Source organism: Burkholderia arboris (assembly GCF_038723655.1).
GTDB classification, from domain to species: domain Bacteria; phylum Pseudomonadota; class Gammaproteobacteria; order Burkholderiales; family Burkholderiaceae; genus Burkholderia; species Burkholderia arboris.
In genome coordinates this window covers 3,099,161-3,121,062 of record NZ_CP109821.1, presented here as the reverse complement: position 1 = coordinate 3,121,062, position 21,902 = coordinate 3,099,161, and the positions used below count along the sequence as shown (strand labels likewise).

General features: G+C 68.7%; 20 protein-coding genes and 1 riboswitch. Of the genes, 6 read left to right on the top strand and 14 right to left on the bottom strand.

Features of this window, described 5'->3' with window-relative positions; translation table 11 throughout:
• Window positions 1-3: 3 nt before the first annotated feature.
• Window positions 4-831 carry a 16S rRNA (adenine(1518)-N(6)/adenine(1519)-N(6))-dimethyltransferase RsmA gene (gene rsmA, locus OHZ10_RS14655; protein ID WP_174993181.1) on the top strand — a complete coding sequence of 276 codons (828 nt, stop codon included), beginning with the start codon at window positions 4-6 and terminating at the stop codon, window positions 829-831.
• 89 nt (window positions 832-920) lie between these two features.
• On the opposite strand, the gene OHZ10_RS14650 is transcribed toward rsmA, so the two are convergent.
• The gene (locus tag OHZ10_RS14650; RefSeq protein ID WP_059233242.1) at window positions 921-1,856 is read right to left on the bottom strand and encodes a DMT family transporter; all 936 of its coding nucleotides are present in this window, start codon (window positions 1,854-1,856) and stop codon (window positions 921-923) included.
• A gap of 398 nt (window positions 1,857-2,254) precedes the next feature.
• Here OHZ10_RS14650 and gloA point away from each other — a divergent pair, with 398 nt between their 5' ends.
• Entirely contained in the window at window positions 2,255-2,638 is a 384-nt protein-coding gene (gloA, locus tag OHZ10_RS14645; protein WP_059233243.1) for a lactoylglutathione lyase, read from the top strand.
• Window positions 2,639-2,751: 113 nt separating this feature from the next.
• Here gloA and OHZ10_RS14640 read toward each other — a convergent pair whose 3' ends face one another.
• Genes OHZ10_RS14640 through glyQ form a run of 5 tightly spaced genes read right to left on the bottom strand, consistent with a single transcriptional unit; the run spans window position 2,752 to window position 8,193 of the window.
• Window positions 2,752-3,639: a M48 family metallopeptidase gene (locus tag OHZ10_RS14640; RefSeq protein WP_059233244.1), complete on the bottom strand. Its 888-nt coding sequence runs from the start codon at window positions 3,637-3,639 to the stop codon at window positions 2,752-2,754.
• Window positions 3,640-3,684: 45 nt separating this feature from the next.
• Window positions 3,685-4,449, bottom strand: a complete 765-nt coding sequence (locus OHZ10_RS14635; protein WP_059233245.1) for a lysophospholipid acyltransferase family protein — start codon at window positions 4,447-4,449, stop codon at window positions 3,685-3,687.
• A gap of 43 nt (window positions 4,450-4,492) precedes the next feature.
• Entirely contained in the window at window positions 4,493-5,056 is a 564-nt protein-coding gene (gene gmhB / locus OHZ10_RS14630) for a D-glycero-beta-D-manno-heptose 1,7-bisphosphate 7-phosphatase (RefSeq protein WP_059233246.1), read from the bottom strand.
• A 10-nt stretch (window positions 5,057-5,066) separates the two neighbouring features.
• On the bottom strand, window positions 5,067-7,166 hold the full coding sequence (glyS, locus tag OHZ10_RS14625) for a glycine--tRNA ligase subunit beta (protein ID WP_174993180.1): 2,100 nt from the start codon (window positions 7,164-7,166) through the stop codon (window positions 5,067-5,069).
• A gap of 22 nt (window positions 7,167-7,188) precedes the next feature.
• Complete coding sequence (glyQ, locus tag OHZ10_RS14620; RefSeq protein WP_081051793.1) at window positions 7,189-8,193, bottom strand: glycine--tRNA ligase subunit alpha; 1,005 nt, start codon at window positions 8,191-8,193, stop codon at window positions 7,189-7,191.
• Window positions 8,194-8,515: 322 nt separating this feature from the next.
• On the opposite strand from glyQ, the gene OHZ10_RS14615 reads away from it, so the two are divergent.
• Window positions 8,516-10,162 (top strand): hypothetical protein, encoded by a 1,647-nt coding sequence (locus OHZ10_RS14615; RefSeq protein WP_174993179.1) that lies wholly within the window; start codon window positions 8,516-8,518, stop codon window positions 10,160-10,162.
• Between the two features lie 54 nt (window positions 10,163-10,216).
• Here the strand turns inward: OHZ10_RS14615 and lnt are convergent, their stop codons facing one another.
• From lnt to OHZ10_RS14575, 8 genes are all read right to left on the bottom strand, one after another.
• Window positions 10,217-11,917, bottom strand: coding sequence for an apolipoprotein N-acyltransferase (lnt, locus tag OHZ10_RS14610; RefSeq protein ID WP_256085257.1), 1,701 nt, complete (start codon window positions 11,915-11,917; stop codon window positions 10,217-10,219).
• Window positions 11,918-11,969: 52 nt separating this feature from the next.
• Entirely contained in the window at window positions 11,970-12,857 is an 888-nt protein-coding gene (locus OHZ10_RS14605) for an HlyC/CorC family transporter (protein WP_059233250.1), read from the bottom strand.
• A 295-nt stretch (window positions 12,858-13,152) separates the two neighbouring features.
• A complete protein-coding gene (locus tag OHZ10_RS14600) occupies window positions 13,153-13,302 on the bottom strand; it encodes a hypothetical protein (protein ID WP_174993177.1) in 150 nt (49 codons plus the stop codon).
• 40 nt (window positions 13,303-13,342) lie between these two features.
• The gene (locus OHZ10_RS14595) at window positions 13,343-13,975 is read right to left on the bottom strand and encodes a gamma-glutamylcyclotransferase (protein ID WP_059233251.1); all 633 of its coding nucleotides are present in this window, start codon (window positions 13,973-13,975) and stop codon (window positions 13,343-13,345) included.
• A gap of 12 nt (window positions 13,976-13,987) precedes the next feature.
• A complete protein-coding gene (gene ybeY / locus OHZ10_RS14590) occupies window positions 13,988-14,764 on the bottom strand; it encodes an rRNA maturation RNase YbeY (protein ID WP_059233252.1) in 777 nt (258 codons plus the stop codon).
• 138 nt (window positions 14,765-14,902) lie between these two features.
• On the bottom strand, window positions 14,903-15,949 hold the full coding sequence (locus OHZ10_RS14585; protein ID WP_059233253.1) for a PhoH family protein: 1,047 nt from the start codon (window positions 15,947-15,949) through the stop codon (window positions 14,903-14,905).
• Between the two features lie 29 nt (window positions 15,950-15,978).
• Window positions 15,979-17,352 carry a tRNA (N6-isopentenyl adenosine(37)-C2)-methylthiotransferase MiaB gene (gene miaB / locus OHZ10_RS14580; protein WP_059233254.1) on the bottom strand — a complete coding sequence of 458 codons (1,374 nt, stop codon included), beginning with the start codon at window positions 17,350-17,352 and terminating at the stop codon, window positions 15,979-15,981.
• Between the two features lie 213 nt (window positions 17,353-17,565).
• A complete protein-coding gene (locus OHZ10_RS14575) occupies window positions 17,566-18,498 on the bottom strand; it encodes a LysR family transcriptional regulator (RefSeq protein ID WP_059233255.1) in 933 nt (310 codons plus the stop codon).
• A gap of 146 nt (window positions 18,499-18,644) precedes the next feature.
• Between OHZ10_RS14575 and OHZ10_RS14570 the strand changes: the two genes are divergently transcribed.
• The 3 genes from OHZ10_RS14570 (at window position 18,645) to ribB (ending at window position 21,891) form a co-directional block, all read left to right on the top strand.
• Complete coding sequence (locus OHZ10_RS14570; RefSeq protein ID WP_342702866.1) at window positions 18,645-19,820, top strand: MFS transporter; 1,176 nt, start codon at window positions 18,645-18,647, stop codon at window positions 19,818-19,820.
• A 217-nt stretch (window positions 19,821-20,037) separates the two neighbouring features.
• Window positions 20,038-20,721 (top strand): helix-turn-helix domain-containing protein, encoded by a 684-nt coding sequence (locus OHZ10_RS14565; protein ID WP_059233257.1) that lies wholly within the window; start codon window positions 20,038-20,040, stop codon window positions 20,719-20,721.
• A 192-nt stretch (window positions 20,722-20,913) separates the two neighbouring features.
• Window positions 20,914-21,062: riboswitch (FMN riboswitch) on the top strand.
• A gap of 118 nt (window positions 21,063-21,180) precedes the next feature.
• Window positions 21,181-21,891 (top strand): 3,4-dihydroxy-2-butanone-4-phosphate synthase, encoded by a 711-nt coding sequence (ribB, locus tag OHZ10_RS14560; protein WP_059233258.1) that lies wholly within the window; start codon window positions 21,181-21,183, stop codon window positions 21,889-21,891.
• The last annotated feature ends 11 nt before the right edge of the window (window positions 21,892-21,902 follow it).

Sequence of the window (21,902 nt, the reverse complement as noted above, 5' to 3'; positions counted from 1 at the left end):
TCGATGTCGAACAGTAGACAGCACCAAGGCCACTTCGCGCGCAAGCGCTTCGGGCAGAACTTCCTCGTCGATCATGGCGTGATCGATTCGATCGTGTCGACGATCGGCCCCGCGCGCGGCCAGCGCATGGTCGAGATCGGTCCCGGCCTCGGCGCGCTGACCGGGCCGCTGATCGAGCGCCTCGCGACGCCCGAGTCGCCGCTGCACGCGGTCGAGCTCGACCGCGACCTGATTGGCCGCCTGCAGCAGCGCTTCGGCGCGCTGCTCGAACTGCACGCGGGCGACGCGCTCGCGTTCGACTTCCGTTCGCTCGCGGCGCCCGGCGACAAGCCGTCGCTGCGGATCGTCGGCAACCTGCCGTACAACATTTCCAGCCCGCTGCTGTTTCACCTGATGACATTCGCCGATGCGGTCATCGACCAGCATTTCATGCTGCAGAACGAAGTCGTCGAACGGATGGTCGCGGAGCCCGGCACGAAGGCGTTCTCGCGGCTGTCGGTGATGCTGCAGTACCGCTACGTGATGGAAAAGATGCTCGACGTGCCGCCGGAGTCGTTCCAGCCGCCGCCGAAGGTCGATTCGGCGATTGTCCGGATGATTCCGTACGAGCCGCACGAACTGCCGGACGTCGATTCCGTGCTGCTCGGCGAAATCGTCACCGCCGCGTTTTCGCAGCGCCGCAAGATGCTGCGCAACACGCTCGGCGACTATCGCGAGACGATCGATTTCGATGCGCTCGGGTTCGATCTCGCGCGTCGTGCCGAGGACGTGAGCGTGGCTGAATACGTTGGCGTCGCGCAGGCGCTCGCGGCGGTGCGCAAGGCCGGCTGACGCGCGCGGCGCGAGCCGGACCGGATGTGTCGAAGAGGCTGCCCGACAGGGCGGCCTTTTTTATTGCACGCGTGTTTCGCGCCGGGCGCTTACACCCGCCGGCGCGGCGGCGCGTTGACGAGCGCGATGCCGGTCAGTACCAGCGCGGCCGCGGACATGAAGCGCCAGCCGACCGATTCGCCGAGCAGCAGCACGCCGAACGCGACGCCGAACAGCGGCGACAGGAACGTGAAGACCGACAGCCGCGACGCACTGTAGCGCGTCAGCAGCCAGAACCACGACAGGTAGCTGACGAACGCGACGATCACCGACTGGTACGCGAGGCTTGCCACTGCGACCGGCGTCACGTGCGCGAACGACACCTGGCCGAACAGCGCGGCGAGCGCGACCAGCACGACCGCCGATACCGCGAGCTGGTAGAACAGCGTCTTGCTCGCACTGGCCCGCGCGAGCGCCGTCGAGCGCACGACAACCGTTGTCGCGGCCCACATCGCGCCGCCGAGAATGCCGAGCGCATCGCCGGCCAGCCCGGCCAGTACCGATGCGCCGGGCGCGCGCGGCTTCAGGAAGCCGTCCGCGAACGCGAGCGCGATGCCGGCGAATGCGAGACCGACGCCGGCCCACTGCGTGCGCTGCAGCCGTTCGCCCGGTGCGAACAGGTGCAGGCCGAGCGCGGTGAAGCACGGCGCCGTGTACAGGAAGATCGCCATGTGCGACGCGCTCGTCAGCGTCAGCCCGAAGAACACGCAGATGAATTCGCCGGCGAACAGCGCACCGGCCGCGAGGCCCGCGCCGAACGTGCCGTCGGCCTGGAACAGTGGCGTGCCGCGCGTGCGGGCCCAGCCCCACAGCAGACCCGCGGCGATCACCGAGCGCAGCCCGGCCTGGAACATCGGCGCGATCGCGGCGTTCGTGCTCTTGATCGCGACCTGCTGGAAGCCCCAGATCGCGCACAGCAGCAGCATCAGGCCGACGGCGCGCATGTCGAGCGCGCGGCGCACGGGGGCGGCGGCGAGTGTGGTCATCGACGTGCGTCGCCGGGTTGGCGACGCGCAAGCGAGGTCGGGCGGGCGGCGCGTCCGGTGCGCTCGAATCGGCGGTTTCGCACGGCAGTGTGGCGATCGGGAAGGGTGGGTGGTCGCGTTCGGGCGGTGACGCGCATGCCCGTATTTGGTGCGAGATGGAAGGATGTTACCCGATCGGCGGCGTGGCCGGGCGCGCCGGTTCGTGCCGTTTTCCGTCAACGGGAGCGGCGCGCCGGTCGACCCGATGGGCCGCGTCAGCCGCCCGCGCGGGGTGTCCGCGGCTGGCCCGTCGGCCAGGGCGCCCCCGGCTAGGCGCCCCCGGCTAGGCGCCCCCGGCGGGTTTCACCCGACTCTGGTAGAGTTTCCGGTTCTGGAAAGTCCCCACAGGAGTACACAACATGCGTTTGCTGCATACGATGCTGCGAGTCGGCGATCTCGACCGCTCGATCAAGTTCTACACCGAATTGCTCGGCATGAAGCTGCTGCGTCGCGAGGATTATCCGGAAGGCAAGTTCACGCTCGCGTTCGTCGGCTACGAAGAAGAGAGCACGGGTACCGTGATCGAGCTGACCCACAACTGGGATACGCCGTCCTACGATCTCGGCAACGGTTTCGGCCATCTGGCCGTGGCGGTCGAGGATGCGTACGCTGCGTGCGAGAAGATCAAGGCGCAAGGCGGCAAGGTCACGCGCGAGGCGGGCCCGATGAAGCACGGCACGACCGTGATCGCCTTCGTCGAGGATCCGGACGGCTACAAGATCGAGTTCATCCAGAAGAAGTAAGCGCCGGATGAGCGGGCCGCGGCGTGCGAGATGCGCCGCGGCTGCAAAAAAGGGCGATGCGGGGTGACCCGCATCGCCCTTTTTCCTGGGCGGCGCACGCTGCGTGCGTCGTGTCAAAGCGACGGCAGCAATTCGGGCGGGTGATGCTTGAGTGTGTGCCGCGCTTCGCGGAACTCCGGGAAGATCGATTCGACGGTCTGCCAGAAGGCCGGGCTGTGGTTCATCTCGCGCAGGTGCGACAGTTCGTGCGCGACGACGTAGTCGATGATCGACATCGGGAAATGGATCAGCCGCCAGTTCAGGCGGATTTTGCCGTCGCTCGAGCAGCTGCCCCAGCGCGTCGCGGCCGACGACAGCGCATACATCGAATACGTGACGCCGAGTTTTTCCGCGTAGACCGGCAGGCGTTCGCCGAAGATGCGTTTCGCTTCGCCCTGCAGCCAGCCCTGCACGCGATCCTTGATCTGCTGCATGTCGGCCTGCACGGGCAGCGGCAGCGACAGCCGCAGCGCGTCGGCATCGAATGCGACGGCGCCAGCGCCGAGCGCGATCGTCACCGTCTTGCCGAGATACGGAAGCTGCGCGCCGTCGCGCCAGTCGATCTGCGGCAGCGCGCGTTGCTCGGTGCGCGTTTTCCATTCCGCGAGCTTCGCGAAGATCCAGCGTTGCTTCTCGGAGATCGCTGCTTCGATGTCGGCGAGCGTGACCCAGCGCGGCGCGGTGATCGACAGCCCGCTGCCGTCGATCGTGAAGCCGATCGTACGGCGTGCCGAACGTTTCAGCCGGTATTCGAGCATGCGGCTGTCGAGCGCGAACGTGCGCACGCGCGAGCGGTCGGGTGCCGGGCCCGGTTTGGGCGGCGAGGCAGGTGAGGTTTCAGGCGGCGCTGTCGGCGCGGCGGGCGCCGACGGGGCAGCGGCCGGCCCGTCGAAGAGCGGCAGATCCATCTGGCGATGATCGAGGGCCACGACGGCAGGCCGTGGCCGCGGACGCTGTTTCATCAGTTCGCTTCTTTTTGTCGTACGCAACGGCTGCAATCCGGGGCGTCAGGCGCGCGCGGCATCGCGCGTGCCGGCATTGCCCGCCTGGCGATAGGAATCGGGATCGATGCGGCGCATTTCCGCTTCGATCCATGCTTCGACCTGCGAGTTCAATACATCGGGCGTCAGCCCGTCGCTGGGGATCGGCTTGCCGATCGACACGGTGACGACGCCCGGGAATTTCGTGAACGAGTTGCGCGGCCACACCCGACCTGCATTGTGCGCGATCGGCACGACCGGCGTGCCGGTTTCGATTGCGAAGCGCGCGCCGCCCGTCTTGTACTTGCCCTGCTTGCCGACCGGCGTGCGCGTGCCTTCGGGGAACATGATCATCCATGCGCCTTCGGACAGGCGCTTCTTGCCCTGGCGGATCACCGAGGTGAACGCGTTCTTGCCTTCCTTGCGGTTGATGTTGACCATGTGCAGCAACCCGAGCGCCCAGCCGAAGAACGGCACGTACAGCAGCTCGCGCTTGAATACATAGCAGAGCGGCTTCGGCATCAGTGCCGGAAACGCGAGCGTTTCCCACGCGGACTGGTGCTTCGACAGCAGCACGGCCGGACCGTCGGGCAGGTTCTCCATCCCTTCGATCCGGTAGCGGATGCCGTTCAGCCAGCGCACGACGAACAGCGTCGACTTGCACCAGCCGGCCGCCATCCAGTAGCGCGCGTCGGGGCGCATGAACGGGAACGCAATGAAGCACGCGGTGGCGTACGGCACCGTGTACAGGATGAAGTAGATCAGCAGCAGCAAGGAGCGGACGAAGCGCATCGGCGTGAGTCTGGCGTTAGGGAGCATGCGCGCGGCAGCCGCATCACTCGTGTTCGTGAGAAAGGAAATCGAGCGCGAACGCGCGCAGGTCGTCGTGCACCTTCGTGCCGGGCGGCAGATTGCCCGCAGCGAGCGTCTTCTTGCCCTTGCCGGTCAGCACGAGGTGCGGCTGGAAGCCGACCGCGACGCCGGCCTGCAGGTCGCGCAGCGAATCGCCGACGACCGGCGTGTGATCGGGATCGATCTCGAAGCGCTCGGTGATCATCTGCATCATGCCGGGTTTCGGCTTGCGGCAGTCGCAATGATCCTCGGCCGTGTGCGGGCAGAAGAACACCGCGTCGATGCGCGCGCCGACCGCGGCCGCCGCGCGATGCATCTTCAGGTGCATCTCGTTGAGGGTGGCCATGTCGAACAGCCCGCGACCGATGCCGGACTGGTTGGTCGCGACGACCACGCGATAGCCCGCGTGGTTGAGCCGGGCGATCGCCTCGAGGCTGCCGGGCAGCGCGATCCATTCGTCGGGCGTCTTGATGAACGCATCCGAATCGACGTTGATCACGCCGTCCCGGTCGAGGACGACGAGCTTTCGGTTGGGGCTGGTCGGCATCGTGCGGCCCTTATGCGGCGAGCTTCGAGATGTCGGCGACGCAGTTCATCTGCTGGTGCAGCGCGAACAGCAGCGCGAGACGGTTCGCGCGCAGTGCCGGATCTTCCGCGTTGACCATCACGTCGTTGAAGAACGTGTCGACCGGTGCGCGCAGCGCGGCGAGCGCCGACAGCGCGCCCGTGTACGCCCGCGCCTCGAGCTGCGACTGAACGTGCGGCGTGACGGCCGCGAGCTGTTCGTGCAGCGCCTTCTCGGCGGCCTCGACGAGCAGCGCCGGCTGCACCGAACCGCTCGCGCCGCCTTCCGACTTCTTCAGGATGTTCGAGATCCGCTTGTTCGCGGCCGCGAGCGCTTCGGCTTCCGCGAGGCGCGTGAATTCGCGCACCGCGTCGAGGCGCGCGACGAGATCGTCGATGCGCGTCGGGTTCAGGCTCAGCACGGCATCGATTTCGCCGGCCGAATAGCCGCGCTCGCGCAGCAGGCCGCGCAGGCGATCCATGAAGAACGCGAAGATGGCATCGGTCGACTCGGCGACGCCCGGCACGCCTTCGAAGCGCGCGTGGGCCGTGCGCAACAGCGACACGAGGTCGAGCGGCAGCTGCTTCTCGAGCAGCAGGCGCAGCACGCCGAGCGCGTGGCGGCGCAGTGCGAACGGATCCTTCTCGCCGGTCGGCGCAAGGCCGATGCCCCAGATGCCGACGATCGTCTCGAGCTTGTCGGCAAGCGCGACGGCGGTCGACACGGGCGTGGTCGGCAGCGCGTCGCCGGAGAAGCGCGGCTGATAGTGCTCGGCGCAGGCGAGCGCGACGTCGTCGGCTTCGCCGTCGTGGCGCGCGTAGTACGTGCCCATCGTGCCCTGCAGTTCCGGAAACTCGCCGACCATGTCGGTCAGCAGGTCGGCCTTCGCGAGGCGCGCGGCGCGCTTCGCTTGCGTGGCGTCGGCGCCGATCGCGGGGGCGATCTCGCCGGCCAGCGCCTCGAGGCGTTCGACGCGCGCGAGCGCCGAACCGAGCTTGTTGTGATAGACGACGTTCGCGAGCTGCGGCACGCGGTCGGCGAGCGGCTTCTTCTTGTCCTGCTCGAAGAAGAACTTCGCATCGGCGAGGCGCGGGCGCACGACGCGCTCGTTGCCTTCGATGATCTCGCCCGGCGTCTTCGTCTCGATGTTCGACACGATCAGGAAGCGCGAGCGCAGCTTGCCGGCGACGTCGGTCAGCGCGAAATACTTCTGGTTCGTCTGCATCGTGAGGATCAGGCATTCCTGCGGAACCTGCAGGAATTCGTCCTCGAAGCGGCACGGATAGACGACCGGCCATTCGACCAGCGACGTCACTTCGTCGAGCAGCGATTCGGGCATCACGACCGTGTCGCCGTTTGCATGCTCGTTCAACTGCGTGCGGATCGTTTCGCGGCGATCGGCGAAGTGCGCGATCACGCGGCCCTTGTCGCGCAGCGTGTCGGCGTACGCGCGCGCATGCTGGATCGCGACCAGGCCGTCGGACAGGAAGCGGTGGCCGAGCGTGGTGTCGCCGGCATCGACGCCGAACGCGGTGACGGGCACGACGCGGTCGTCGTGCAGCACCGTCAGGCGATGCACCGGGCGCACGAACTTCACGTCCGAGCCGTCCGGGCGCTGGTACGTCATGAATTTCGGGATCGGCAGCTTCGCGAGCGCTTCGTCGAGCGCGGCCTGCAGGCCGTCGGCGAGCGTGGCGCCGGCCGCCGAGTAGTTGATGAAGAACGCCTCGGCCTTGCCGTCCTGCGCGCGCTCGAGATCGGCGATCGACAGGTTCGGGTGGCCGAGCGCCGCGAGCTTCTTCGCGAGCGGGGCCGTCGGCTTGCCTTCGGCGTCGAGTGCGACCGACACGGGCAGGACTTTTTCGCGGACTTGCCGGTCAGGCGCGACCGCGCGCACGTTCTGCACGACGACGGCGAGGCGGCGCGGCGTGGCGTAGCGTTCGAACACGAGTTCGCCTTCGACGAGGTCGCGCGCCGCGAGGCGTTGCGCGAGACCTTCGGCGAATGCGTCGCCGAGGCGCGCGAGGGCCTTCGGCGGCAGCTCTTCGGTCAGCAGTTCGACGAGCAGGGGGGCGGGATGATTGTGCGTCATGATTGGAATAAATCTCGTCTCGTCAGTCCTGATCGATCTTGCGTTCGACCTTGAGCGGCGGCGCCCATGCCGGCTGCGCGGCGTCCTGGGCGTCGGTGGTGAGGCCCGGCACGCCCGGCGGATTGCCGAGCATCGGGAAGCCGAGCTTCTCGCGCGAGTCGTAGTAAGCCTGCGCGACGAGACGCGACAGAGCGCGGATGCGGCCGATGTACGCTGCACGCTCGGTGACCGAGATCGCGCCGCGCGCGTCGAGCAGGTTGAACGTGTGGCCGGCCTTCAGCACGAGCTCGTACGCGGGCAGCGCGAGCTGCGCGTCGATCATCTTCTTCGCTTCCGCTTCGTAGCTGTTGAAGAACGTGAACAGCAGGTCGACGTTCGCGTGCTCGAAGTTGTAGGTCGACTGCTCGACCTCGTTCTGGTGGTACACGTCGCCATACGACAGGCGCCGCAGCTCGGGGCCGTTCGGGCCTTGCTCTTCCCACTCGGTCCACACGAGGTCGTACACGTTCTCGACCTTCTGCAGGTACATCGCGAGGCGCTCGAGGCCGTACGTGATTTCGCCGAGCACCGGCTTGCATTCGAGGCCGCCGACTTCCTGGAAGTACGTGAACTGCGTGACTTCCATCCCGTTCAGCCACACTTCCCAGCCGAGGCCCCACGCGCCGAGCGTCGGGTTTTCCCAGTCGTCCTCGACGAAGCGCACGTCGTTCTGCTTCAGGTCGAAGCCGAGCGCTGCGAGCGAGCCGAGGTACAGGTCGAGGATGTTTTCCGGCGCCGGCTTGAGCACGACCTGGTACTGGTAGTAGTGCTGCAGGCGGTTCGGGTTCTCGCCGTAGCGGCCGTCCTTCGGGCGGCGCGACGGCTGCACGTACGCGGCGCGCCACGGCTCGGGGCCGATCGCGCGCAGGAACGTGTGGACGTGCGACGTACCCGCGCCGACTTCCATGTCGATGGGCTGGAGCAGGGCGCAACCCTGCTTGTCCCAGTAGGACTGCAGCGTCAGGATGATTTGCTGAAACGTAAGCATGAAGAGCCTTCGTGGCGCTGGCGCTCCGTTGCGGGCGGCGCTCCGGGCAGTGCCCGGAGGGTCGGCTCGCGCGGCGGCGCGGCTTGTTAGTGTGCTGAAACGCGTAATTTTACCGGATCGGCGGCCGGATGCGACCGGAACGCAGGCGAGGCCGCATCCGGCCGGCTTCCCGCGGCCTGCGCACGCACGACCCGCGGGCGCCGCGCGGCTGCGTGCGGCCCGCCGCGACGCGCATGCCGCGCCGCTTCGCGCGGGCGTTAAGATTGCGCCTATTGCGGCGCGCGCCACGCGTGCCGCGTCACCGCTTGCCGACGCCGACTGCATGGACGCCCCGACCGACATCCTCATTCCGCTGCTTCCGCCATTCCTCGCACTGCTCGGGCAGGCCGCCGACGCGCAGGCGCGCGGCGAGCGCGCCGCGCACGACCTGTGGCTCGCCGCCGCCGCCCATCTGCATGCGGTCGATGCCGACGCGCTCGCGCAGCTCACGACGACACTCGTCGCGCGGCAGCGCACCGCCGACGCGCTGGCGCTTGCCGGATGCGCGGCGCGCGCGCAGCCGGGCGCGGGCACGTACTTCAATCACGGCTATGCGCTGCAGATGGCCGGCCGCCACGCGGATGCCGTCGCGCCGTACCGCGCGGCGCTGGCGATCGATGCCGGCCGGCCGTCGCTGCGCAACAACCTCGCGATCGCGCTGCGGCTGTCGGGCGGCGACCGCGCGGAGGAGATCGCGCTGCTCGACGCGGCCGTGACGCACGATCCGCAAGACGTGCAGGCGTGGATCAATCTCGTCGTCGCGCGGATCGCGACGCACGACCTCGACGGCGCGCTCGCGTGCGCCGCGCGGCTGGCCGCCCTCGCGCCCGACAACGCGCTCGCGATGAACAACGTCGCGATGGCGATGAAGGAGGCGCAGCGCTGGGACGATGCCGAGCGCTGCGCCGTACGCGCGTGCGAGCTGGCGCCCGACGATGCGTCGTACCGCTTCAACCTCGCGATCATCCAGCTCGTGCGCGGCAACTACGCGGCCGGCTGGCGCGGCCACGAGGCGCGCTGGGACGGGGCGGGCGAGTTGCGCGGCCGCCTGCCGGCGCTGCCGGGCCCGCGCTGGCAGGGCGAGCCGCTCGCGGGCAAGACGCTGCTGGTGTGGGGCGAGCAAGGGCTCGGTGATGTGCTGCAGTTCTGCCGCTACGTCGCGCCGCTCGCCGAGCGCGTGCATCGCGAGGGCGGCCGGCTCGTGTGGAATACGTTCCCGCAGGTCGGCACGCTGATGCAGCGCAGCCTCGGCGCGCATGCGGATGGTTTCGGCGCGGGCGGCGGCGTCGACGTGCTGCCGGCATTCGATTACGAGGTGCCGCTGATCGGCCTGCCGCTGATGCTCGGGATGGAAGCGTCGACGCTCGCGTCGTCGGTACCGTACCTGCGGGCCGACCCGGATGCACGCGATGCATGGCGCGCGCGGCTCGCGGGTGACCGCCGGCTGAAGGTCGGGCTCGTGTGGACGGGCAGTGCGGGCCACCAGCGCAACCCGTTCCGGCGCGTCGGGCTCGAGCGCTATGCCGATGCGTTCCGCGGGATCGACGGCGTCGCGTTCTATTCGCTGCAGCCGGGCGCGCAGGCGGACGTCGAGGCGGCTCGTGCGACCGGCTTCGCGATCGAGGACTTCACGGCCGAGCTGACGAGCTTCGACGATACGGCCGCGTTCATCGGCGCGCTGGATCTCGTGATGACCGTGTGCACGTCGGTCGCGCACCTGGCGGGCGCGCTCGGCGCGCGCACGTGGGTGCTGCTCGACGTGAATCCGCACTGGCCGTGGCTGCTCGAACGCACGGACAGCCCGTGGTATCCGACCGCGACGCTGTACCGGCAGCCGGCGTTCGGTACCTGGGCGCCGGTGATGGAGGCGGTGAGTCGCGACCTGCGAAGCCTGGCCGCGCAGCCGGTTCAACCGGCCCGGCAGGCCTGAGCGGCCGGCCGGTTCGCGGTCATGGGCTGCCGCACGCAGCGGCGGCCGTCTGCGTCATTCGGGCTGGCCGTCGCCGTTCTGCCGGCCGTTGCGCCGGCGCAGCCCCGGCCCGAACGTGAAGCCGAACGCGAGCAGCACGAACGACACCGCGAGCACGATGTTGTTGCCGCTCGTCACGTACGGCGTGAAGCCGCTCGTGCCTTCGATCCGCACGTCGAGCGAGCCGATCGTGAACGGCTTCAGCTGGCCGAGCACGCGCCCGTGTGCGTCGATCGCGGCGGTCATGCCCGTGTTGGTCGAGCGCAGCATCGGCCGGCCCGTTTCGAGCGAGCGCATCCGCGCGATCTGCAGGTGCTGGTCGAGCGCGATCGTGTCGCCGAACCATGCGAGGTTCGTCACGTTGACGAGCACGCCGGGCGGCTGCGGGTTGTCGCGGATCGTCGCGGCGATTTCCTCGCCGAACAAGTCCTCGTAGCAGATGTCGGCCATCACGGGCTGGTTGTGCACGAGGAACGGTTTCTGCACGGGCGCGCCGCGCGCGAAGTCGCCGAGCGGCATCTTCATCAGGTTGACGAACCAGCGGAAGCCCCACGGGATGAATTCGCCGAAGGGCACGAGATGGTGCTTGTCGTAGTGATAGATGTCGCGCGAGTTCGGCGTCACGCCGTACAGGCTGTTCGTATAGTCGACGTAGTGGCCGTCCTCGGTCACCGACGCGCCGACCGCGCCGAACAGCACGGCCGAGCCCGTCGTGTCGCTGAATTTGCGGATCGCGACGGCGAACGGCTCGGGCAGCTCCTGGATCATCACCGCGATCGCGGTTTCGGGCGTGACGATCAGGTCGGCCGGCTTTTCGACGATCATCTGCTGGTACATCTTGATCGCCGCGTCGATGCCTTCCTGCTCGAACTTGATGTCCTGCTTCACGTTGCCCTGCAGCAGCCGCACCGTGAGCGGCGCGTTCGCGGGCACGGTCCACGTGACCTGCGACAGCCCGAGGCCGGCCGCGACGAGCGCAACCGCCACGCCGGCCGGCGCGGCGATGCGCACGCGTGCGTAGCCGTTCGCGCTGCCCGCCCCGTCGTCACGCACGGGCGACGGGCGCGCGGCGACGAGCGCCTGCACGACCAGCGCGGCGAACAACGCGAGCACCCACGCGATCCCGTACACGCCGACCACCGGCGCGAAGCCCGCGAACGGGCCGTCGACCTGCGGGTAGCCGCTGGCGAGCCACGGAAAGCCGGTGAACAGGGTGCCGCGCAGCCATTCGCCGAGCGCCCACGCGCTCGCGAAGGCGAACGCGCCGTGCCAGGTCGGCGAGAACGGGCGGGGGTCGGGGGTGCGGCGATGCCACGCATGGCCCGCGCAGAACGACCACAGCCCGGCCGAGAACGCCGGGTACAGCGACAGGTACAGCGCGAACAGCACGAGCGCGCCGCCCGCGAGTGGCGCGGCCATCTCGCCGTACACGTGCATGCTGATGTAGAGCCACCAGATGCCGCTGATGAAGTTGCCGAAGCCGAATGCGCCGCCGGTGAGCGCGGCGCCGCGCCAGCTCGACGTGCGCGTCAGTTGCGCGAAAAACCAGACGAATACGACGAGCTGCAGCCAGCCGCCATGCGGCGTCGGTGCGAAGCTGAGCGTATTGGCCGCGCCGGCGAGCAGCGCGGCCGGGTAGTGCCAGCGCGGCAGCGCGCGGCCGGGCGCCGGCGCGAGAAAGCCGCCAGCCGGGCGGGACGGGATCGGATCGTCCATGTGAAGCGGAAGTGGGCGAGCGGTTGAAGGAAGCGCGGCTGGCGCGGAACGGTCAGTCTTCGTGCGAGGTTTCGGCGCGGCGGCTGGCGAGCGGGTTGCGGCGCACCAGCAGCACGTGAACCTGGCGCGCATCGCCGCGCTGGATTTCGAACACGAGGTTGCCGAGCTGCAGCTTCTCGCCGCGGTGCGGCACGCGTCCGAAATGATGGGTGATCAGCCCGCCGATGGTATCGACCTCGTCGTCGGGGAAATCGGTGCCGAATACCTCGTTGAACTGCTCGATCTCGGTGAGTGCGCGCACGCGATAGCGGCCGTCCGGCCCCGAGATGATGTTGCCGGCTTCCTCGTCGAAGTCGTATTCGTCCTCGATGTCGCCGACGATCTGTTCGAGCACGTCCTCGATCGTGATCAGGCCCGCGACACCGCCGTATTCGTCGACGACGATCGCCAGGTGATTGCGGTTCACGCGGAAGTCGTGCAGCAGCACGTTCAGGCGCTTCGATTCCGGAATGAACACGGCCGGGCGCAGCATCCCGCGTACGTCGAACTCGTCTTCGGCATAGAAGCGCAGCAAATCCTTCGCGAGCAGCACGCCGATGACGTTGTCGCGGTTCTCCTCGTACACCGGGTAGCGCGAGTGCGCCTTTTCGAGGACGAACGGGATGAAATCCTCGGGCTTGTCGGCGATGTTGATCGCGTCCATCTGCGCGCGCGGCACCATGATGTCGCGGGCGCACAGATCGGATACCTGGAACACGCCTTCGATCATCGACAGCGAGTCGGCGTCGATCAGGTTGCGTTCGTGGGCGTCCTGGAGGATTTCCAGCAGCTCGCCGCGGGATTCGGGCTCGGGCGAGATGAAGTCGGTCAGGCGCTCGAGCAGCGAGCGCTTTTCTTGCGGTTTGTCGGTTGGCTTACGACTGGGATACGAATCGTTCATGGTGGTGCGCCCGGGTCATGCCGGGGCGCGCGGTCACGGAGTAGGCAAGGATACACCAAGGGCACGACGCGACCGTGTCACCCCGGCCGCACGGCCAGGGTGGGCGGCTCGCGCGGGCCCCGCTCGCGGACGGCCGCGCCGGGCGCGACATCGTCCTCGGGTCCATCCTATCTCAGAAAAGGGCGAAGGCGCAGCAGCGGTAAAAAACGGGGGCGGAAAGACCGGCGAGGCGCTGCGCGGCAGGCGGCCCGTGTCGGCGGCATTCTGCCGCACGCGCGCGCCGCCGGTGCGCGGCTCAGAACCGCATGCCGGCCGAGCAGCCGCCGCCGGCCGCGCCGTTGGTCGCGGCGCCGCCGCAGCCGAGGATCCCGCAGCCGGACAGCGCGACGCTCGCGGCGACGATCAGCGTGGCGATCCGGTAACGCGACCAGCGTGACGGTTTCATTGGCGGTGTCCTCGTTCGAATGCGCGGGCGTCGTGCCGCATCACCGGCATCGCGCGAGCAACCCTTCCAGCGCACGGTCGGGAATGCCGCTCGCGCGCAGCGCGTCGACCGTGCGGCTCACGTAGTCGAGCGTCGTGCCGTAGCGGCCGGCCGCGCAGCTGAACACTTCCTTCACGACGGGGTCGGTCAGCTTGCCCGTATAGGTCGGTACGTCGCGGCGCATCACGAACGCGAGCGCGTTCACGCGTTCGCCGGTCTCGAGCGAGCACGGCAGCCACGCGGGCCGGTACGAACCCATCGGCATTTCGCGCTTCCACAACGTCTCGAGATGCGGCTGCGCGGTCGGGCCGGAGAGCCGGAATGCGATGCCCGAGCACGAACCGCCGCGATCGAGCGCGAGCACGAGGCCCGGGCGCTCGGGGGTGCCGCGGTTCACGCGCGACCACAGGTAGAGGCCGCGATGGTAGCCGTGCACCTTGCCGCGCACGGCGGCGACGGTCGGCAGACCGGGGTTCCAGATCAGCGAGCCATAGCCGAACAGCCAGAGATCCTGCCGGCCGTCCCAGTCGCGCATCGTGTGCGCGAGCGATGCCGCGAGCTCGTCTTCCGTCAGCAGCCGGCCCGCGCCGATCGACGGCGGGTAGGCGGGCGGCAGCGTCGCGGTGTTGCGCATCGTGCGGACGGCTTACTGGTACGGGTTCGGGAAACCCAGCTTCGCGAGGATGTCGACTTCGAGCGCTTCCATTTCGGCCGCGTCCTCGTCGCTCGTTTCGTGATCGTAACCCTGCGCGTGCAGCGCGCCGTGCACCAGCAGGTGCGCGTAATGGGCCGTGAGCGGCTTGCCCTGTTCGTGCGCTTCCTTCTCGACGACCGGGCAGCACAGCACGAGATCGCCGATCACGGTGCCGTCGGGCGCCGCGTCGTACGCGAAGGTCAGCACGTTGGTCGGGTAGTCCTTGTGGCGGTAGCCGGCGTTCAGCGTGCGGCCTTCGTTTTCGCCGACGAAGCGCACGGTGAGCTGCGCGCTCGCGAACAGCGCCGGCTCGATCCATTCGGCGATCAGCTTGCGCTTGGGCAGCGTCTTGCGCACGTCGCTCGTGATCTCGTCGCCGTACTGCACGGACAGCTCGAGTTCCAGCGCGCGCGGCGCATCGTCGAGGTCGTCTTCGCGCGGCGCGAGCTCGGCGCCGACGTGCAGCGTCACGCTGTCGTAGTGCTCGGGCTGCAGCGCGAGCTTCGCGCGCATCGCCGGATCGTTGTGCTGCGCGACGATCGCGACAGCCGCGTCGCCCGAGCTGCCCGACAGGTCGAACATCAGGCTGCGGCCGTCCGGGAAGTCGATCCGCAGCCCTTGTGCGTTGACGGTCCGGGCCTTGCCCTTCGCATCGAACAGCGAAAGGCGGGGAGATTCGGGCGCGGCGGACTCGGCGCGACCGGACTTGCGGGAACGGGAGGATTTCATGACGCGTGCGGCGATTGGGACGCGTTGAGGATACACCAAACGGCCGATCCCACCCGAATTCAACCAGGCGAAAAAAAGCCCGGCGCGCCGTGTGGCGGGCCGGGCCGGCAGGCCGGGGCAGCACGCGTGCGCGGCCGCTCAGCCGTCCTGATGCTGCGCGTGGAACTCGTCGTATGCCTCGACGATGCGCGCGACGAGCGGATGGCGCACGACGTCCGCGCTCGTGAAGCGCGTGAGTGCGATGCCGCGCACGCCGCCGAGCACCTGCTGTGCTTCGACGAGACCGCTCTTGTGGCCGCGCGGCAGGTCGACCTGGCTCGTGTCGCCGGTCACGACCGCCTTCGAGCCGAAGCCGATCCGCGTGAGGAACATCTTCATCTGCTCGGGCGTCGTGTTCTGCGCCTCGTCGAGGATGATGAACGCGTGGTTCAGCGTGCGGCCGCGCATGTACGCGAGCGGCGCGATCTCGATCATCTGGCGCTCGAACATCTTGGCCGTCTTGTCGAAACCGAGCAGGTCGTACAGCGCGTCGTACAGCGGACGCAGGTACGGGTCGACCTTCTGCGCAAGATCGCCCGGCAGGAAGCCGAGCCGTTCGCCGGCCTCGACGGCCGGGCGCGTCAGCACGATCCGCTTGACCTGGTCGCGCTCGAGCGCGTCGACCGCGCATGCAACCGCAAGGTAGGTCTTGCCGGTGCCGGCCGGCCCGATGCCGAGCGTCACATCGTGCGACAGGATCTGCTTCAGGTACTCGCGCTGCGCGGGCGTGCGGCCGCGCAGGTCGGCACGCCGCGTGTACAGCTTCGGCCCGGGCTCTTCTTCCGGCTCGCTGGCGTCGAGCTGCACGACGGGCTCGTCGAACGGATGGTCGGGGTCGCCGCGGAAGCGCACGTCGACCGTGTCCTGGCGGCCGTTGCCGGTCGTGTGGCGCACTTCGACCAGCGCGAGCTGGATGTCGTCGACCGACAACGGATCGCGCGCGCGGTTGTAGAAGTTTTCGAGCGCGGCGAGCGCGAGCTTGGCGCCGCGCCCGCGGATCGTGATCCGGTGGCCGCGCCGCGCGAGCGTGACGTCGAGTGCCTGTTCGATCTGCCGCAGGTTCTCGTCGAGCGGGCCGCAGAGGTTGGCGAGGCGCGCGTTGTCGTCGCGCGGGGCAGTGAATTCCAGTGCTTGGACGGTCTTCAAAGTAGCGTCGGGCTCCTGTTGAGCGTCAATCAGTGGGTGGCCGCGCTCGCGTCGTCGCTGACGAGCACGAGCTCGCCGCGCAGCGAGTGCGGGTACGCGTGGTTGATCTTCACGTCGATCATCTGGCCGATCAGGCGCGGGTGCGACGCAAGCGGCGCCGGGAAATTCACGACCCGGTTGTTCTCGGTGCGGCCCGCGAGTTCGTTCGGGTCCTTGCGCGACGGGCCCTCGACGAGGATCCGCTCGACCTTCCCGACCATCGACTCGCTGATGCGCGCGACGTTTTCCTCGATGGTCGCCTGCAGATGTTGCAGGCGTTTGAGCTTCACTTCGCGCGGCGTGTCGTCGTGCAGGTTCGCGGCCGGCGTGCCGGGGCGCGGGCTGTAGATGAACGAGAAGCTCGTGTCGTAGCGCATCTCGTGCACCAGCGCCATCATCTTGTCGAAATCGTCCTCGGTCTCGCCGGGGAAGCCGACGATCATGTCGGTCGACAGCGACAGGTCGGGGCGGATCGCGCGCAGCTTGCGGATCACCGACTTGTATTCGAGCACCGTGTAGCCGCGCTTCATCGCCATCAGGATACGGTCGGAGCCGTGCTGGACCGGCAGGTGCAGGTGGCTCACGAGCTTCGGCACCTTCGCGTAGGTGTCGATCAGGCGCTGCGTGAATTCCTTCGGGTGCGACGTCGTATAGCGGATCCGCTCGATGCCGGGGATGTCGGCGACGTATTCGATCAGCGTCGCGAAATCGGCGATGTCCGGCGAGCCGGCCGCCAGCGCGCCGCGGTATGCGTTCACGTTCTGGCCGAGCAGCGTGACTTCGCGCACGCCCTGGTCGGCGAGGCCGGCCACTTCGGTCAGCACGTCGTCGAGCGGGCGCGACACCTCATCGCCGCGGGTGTACGGCACCACGCAGTAGCTGCAGTACTTCGAGCAGCCTTCCATGATCGACACGAATGCGCTCGGCCCTTCGACGCGCGCGGGCGGCAGGTGGTCGAACTTCTCGATTTCCGGGAACGAGATGTCGACCTGCGCGCGGCCGCTCTCGCGGCGCGCGTCGATCATCTGCGGCAGGCGATGCAGGGTTTGCGGGCCGAACACGAGGTCGACGTACGGCGCGCGCGACACGATCGACGCACCTTCCTGGCTCGCGACGCAGCCGCCGACGCCGATCAGCAGGCCGGGCTTCGCTGCCTTCAGCTCGCGCACGCGGCCGAGATCGGAGAACACCTTCTCCTGCGCCTTTTCACGCACCGAGCACGTGTTGAACAGGATGATGTCGGCGTCTTCCGGCGTGTCGGTCTTTTCGAGGCCTTCGGAGGCATTGAGCACGTCCACCATCTTGTCCGAGTCGTACTCGTTCATCTGGCAGCCGAAGGTCTTTACGTAAACTTTCTTGGTCATGGGGATTCGCCGTTCGCAGTGGTTGACCTGGGGGCGTCGTCAAGGGTGAATCGGGACGGCCGTGCGCTGCACGCAGATGCGCGCAGCGAGCAGGAAAAGCCGTCGGGAAAGCCTTCCATTATAGCTTTTCGCGCCGCTCGGGACGGGCGGCGGGTTGCGGCCGCGCGACGCCGGGTGTCAGGTTCCGACCCCGTAACGGCGATGCGCCGGCCGTCAGCGGCACGCGTTCAGCAGGTCGTCGAGCGCGGCTTCCTCGCGCGCGAAGCGTTCGGCGAGAAAGTCGAGCAGCACGCGCACGCGCGGCGCCATGTAGCGCTTGCCCGGGTAGATGGCGTGCAGCGGCGCACCCTGGTGCCGCCAGTCGGGCAGCAGGACCGTGAGCCGCCCCGCGCGTATGTCGTCGGCGACATCCCAGATCGAGTTCAGCACGATGCCGTGCCCGCGCAGCGCCCACTCGCGGGCGAGGCCGCCGTCGTTGGTCTCGAACGCGGTGGCGAGCGGCACCGTGCAGGTTTGCGCGTCGCCGTCGCGCGTGAAGTGCCACGTGTTCATCGGCCCGGACGCGACCGTGATCACGTTGCAGGGAAATCGGGCGAGATCGTGAGGATCGCGCGGCGCGCCGTGACGGGCGACGAACGACGGCGCCGCGCACGGCACGCGCCGGTCCGCGGCGAGCCGGCGGGCGATCAGCGCGCCATCGGGCGGGGCGGCGAAGCGGATCGCGAGATCGATCTCGTCCTGCCACAGGTTGACCGTCGAGTCGGACGCCGTGAGCGAGAACGTGACGTCCGGGTAGCGCACGGTGAATTCGTCGAGCCAGTCGAGCAAGCGGCGGCGGCCGAAATCGGATGTCGCCGACAGCCGCACCCGGCCGCCGACGACGTTGCGGCCGGCCTGCAGCAGCGCGTTGGCGTCGTCGAGCGCCTGCAACCCCTGCCGGCACCCGTTCAGGTACAGGCGGCCCTCGTCGGTGAGCCGCAACTGCCGGGTCGAACGGTCGAACAGCCGGGTCGCGACTGCCGCCTCGAGCTTCGCGAGGCGCGCGCTCGCGGCAGCCGGCGTGAGGTTCAGCTTGCGCCCGGCGGCCGACAGGCTGCCCAGTTCCGCGGCTTCGACGAACAGCCGGATATCGCCCAGTCGGTCCATGCGATTTTCCAGAAATATTTGAAAATGGTTCAAATGCCACGCCAATTATCAAATATAGGCGTCTTCGGGACAATGCGCGCACATCCCGCTTCTTGTGCGGTGCGGCACCGACCGGTCGCCGCAGCCGCCGCCTTCCGGAGAACGTCATGCCCATTCCGTTACTGGCGCTCGCGATCAGCGCCTTCGCCATCGGCACCACCGAATTCATCATCATGGGCCTGCTGCCCGAAGTCGCGCACGACCTCGCCGTGTCGCTGCCGTCGGCCGGCCTGCTCGTCACCGGCTATGCGCTCGGCGTCGCGGCCGGCGCGCCGCTGCTCGCGGTGCTGACGAGCCGCATGCCGCGCAAGGCCGCGCTGCAACTGCTGATGGCGATCTTCATCGTCGGCAACGTGCTGTGCGCGACCGCGTCCGGCTACGCGATGCTGATGGTCGCGCGCGTCGTCACGTCGTTCGCGCACGGATCGTTCTTCGGGATCGGCGCGGTGGTCGCCGCGTCGCTCGTGCCGACCGACAAGCGCGCGAGCGCGATCGCGCTGATGTTCACCGGGCTCACGCTGTCGAACGTGCTCGGCGTGCCGTTCGGCACGTTCGTCGGCCAGCTGCTCGGCTGGCGCGCGTCGTTCTGGATCGTCGCCGCGCTCGGCGTGCTGGCGCTCGGCGGCGTGGCGGCGCTGGTGCCGAACCGTCATGACGGCGGGCCGGTCGGCCTCGGTCACGAAGTGCGCGTGCTGAAGGAGCCGCAGGTATGGCTCGCGCTGCTGATGACGGTGCTCGGCTTCGGCGGCGTGTTCGTCGTGTTCACGTACATCGCGCCGATTCTGGAAACCGTGTCCGGCTACTCGCCGCGCGCGGTCGCGCTGGTCCTCGTGCTGTTCGGCGCCGGGCTGACGATCGGCAACACGCTCGGCGGCAAGCTCGCCGACCGCGCGCTGATGCCGTCGCTGATCGCGATCCTCGTCGCGCTGATGGCCGTGATGGCCGTGTTCGCGAAGACGAGCCACCTGCCGGTCGCGGCCGCCGTCACCGTATTCGTCTGGGGGATCGCCGCGTTCGCGACGGTGCCGCCGCTGCAGGCGCGCGTGGTCGAGAAGGCCGCGAGCGCACCGCATCTCGCGTCGACGCTGAACATCGGCGCGTTCAACGTCGGCAATGCCGGCGGCGCGTGGCTCGGCGGCCTCGCGCTGGAACACGGCTTCGCGCTCGACTCGCTGCCGTGGGTCGCGGTTGCGGTGACGTTCGCGGCGCTGGTCGTCACGTGGTTCGCGATGCGGCTCGACGCGCGCGGCCCGGCACGCGGCGCGGCGCCGGCCGCGCAGTGAGCGTTGCCGCGGCGAGCAGGCGGTGACGCGATAGCGGCAGGAAAAGGTTCGCGAGAAACGCATTCCTCCGCGATGCTGATAACGGTGTGAAGATAACTTCGTTTGCCCGTGCAAGGCCGGGTGATAGCGTTTCGATACGCGCCAAGGCTGGCGCAACCCGATTCCGATCCCGGCTTACCCCATACGCAGGGCCGCGCAGCGGCCCGGAGGCAATGCTATGTCTTCATCCCTGGCGCTCGTGCGCGACGTGTCTTCCTTCGAGTCCGGCAATGCTGCCGACCTGCGCGCGTCCGCGTCGCTCGACCTCCTCGAGCAGGTCGTCGGCGTGAACCTCGCGCGCTTGCGCGCCGAGCGGCAGCTGTCGCTCGATGCGCTCGCGCGGCTGTCCGGCGTGTCGCGCGCGATGCTCGCGCAGATCGAATCGGCGCGCAGCGTGCCGTCGATCAAGGTGCTCTGCAAGATCGCAGCGGCATTGAAGGTGTCGGTCGCTGCGTTCCTGCGCCGCCATGCGGTGAACGGCTTCGAGCATCTGGCGGCCGAACGCGCCTCGCGCGTCGTCAGTTCGAACGGCCGTTTCTCGGCACGCGCGCTGTATCCGGAAGGCGAGCCGGCCGCAGCCGAATTCCACGAGCTGCGGATCGCGCCGCTGCATACGGAGCCCGGCGCGCGCCGCGCGCCCGGCACGACGGTCAACCTCGTCGTCAGCGAAGGCACGCTCGAAGTCAGCGTGCACGACCGTCGCCAGTTGCTCGCGACCGGCGACGCGATCGTGTTCGATGCCGACCAGCCGTACAGCCTGCGCAACCCGGGCGACAGCGAAGCGCGCGCGTTCCGCGTGACGGTGAGCCCCGAGGTGCCGCCGCGCTGGCTCGTGCCCGACGCGGCGCACGCGGCCCACTGACCGGGCGGGCAGTACGAGTACGGAACGGCCGCTTTGCCGCTGTTGCGCGGGCGCGCGGCCAGGTGATCGGCCGTTCGGACGATGCCGTTAGACGGAGTCGTCAGTAAGGTTTTAGGTGTGGTTCGCTGCGCTTCGCGCGCGGCTGCGGTATGCTTGGCCCGCCGGTGACGGGGAACCCCCGTCCGGCAATCAGTGCGTCTTCAGGGCGGGGCGAAATTCCCCACCGGCGGTAGGCTGGCGTAAGCCGGCGAGCCCGCGAGCGCCCGCGCATCCGCGCGGGGTCAGCAGATCTGGTCGAATGCCAGAGCCGACGGTCATAGTCCGGATGAGAGAAGATGTGCAGATAGTCATGTCCGTCAGGGCCGCTTCGCGACGCATGCGAAGCGGGTTGTCGTTCTGTCTGTTTGCAATGCCCTGAAACGTTTTTCGCCCAAATCGTATTTGCGAGGAGCGTTTCACATGTCCTTGATGTCCGTATCGTCGGCACCCGCCGACGCCTTTGCCGATCTCCCGTTGCTGGATTCCGAACCGGTGCCGCCGCGCATCGCCGCTGCGCTCGATGCGATGCGCGCAGGCCGTGCGGTCGTGCTGCAGGATGACCACGATCGCGAGAACGAAGCCGACCTGATCGTCGCCGCCGAGCGCATCACGCCCGAGACGATGGCGCTGCTGATCCGCGAGTGCAGCGGCATCGTGTGCCTGTGCCTGACCGACGACACGGTGCGCGCGCTCGAACTGCCGCCGATGGTGCAGACCAACGAGAGCCGCAACGGCACCGCGTTCACGGTGTCGATCGAAGCGCGCGAAGGCGTGCATACCGGTGTGTCGGCGGCCGATCGCGTGACGACGATCCGTGCGGCGATCGCGGAAGGCGCAAAGCCGCACGACATCGTGCGGCCCGGCCACGTATTTCCGTTGCGTGCGCAACCGGGTGGCGTGCTCGCGCGCCGCGGTCACACCGAAGGCACGGTCGACCTGTCGATCCTCGCGGGCCTGAAGCCGGCCGGCGTGCTGTGCGAGCTGATGAATCCGGATGGCACGATGACGCGCGGCGACGAGGTCGAGCTTTTCGCGCAACGGCACGGGTTGCCGATGCTGACGATCGCGGAACTCGTCGAGTTTCGCGAGGCGCTGGCGGCCGCGCGCGAGCGCTGCTGCGAACCGGCCTGAGTGAAGGGAAG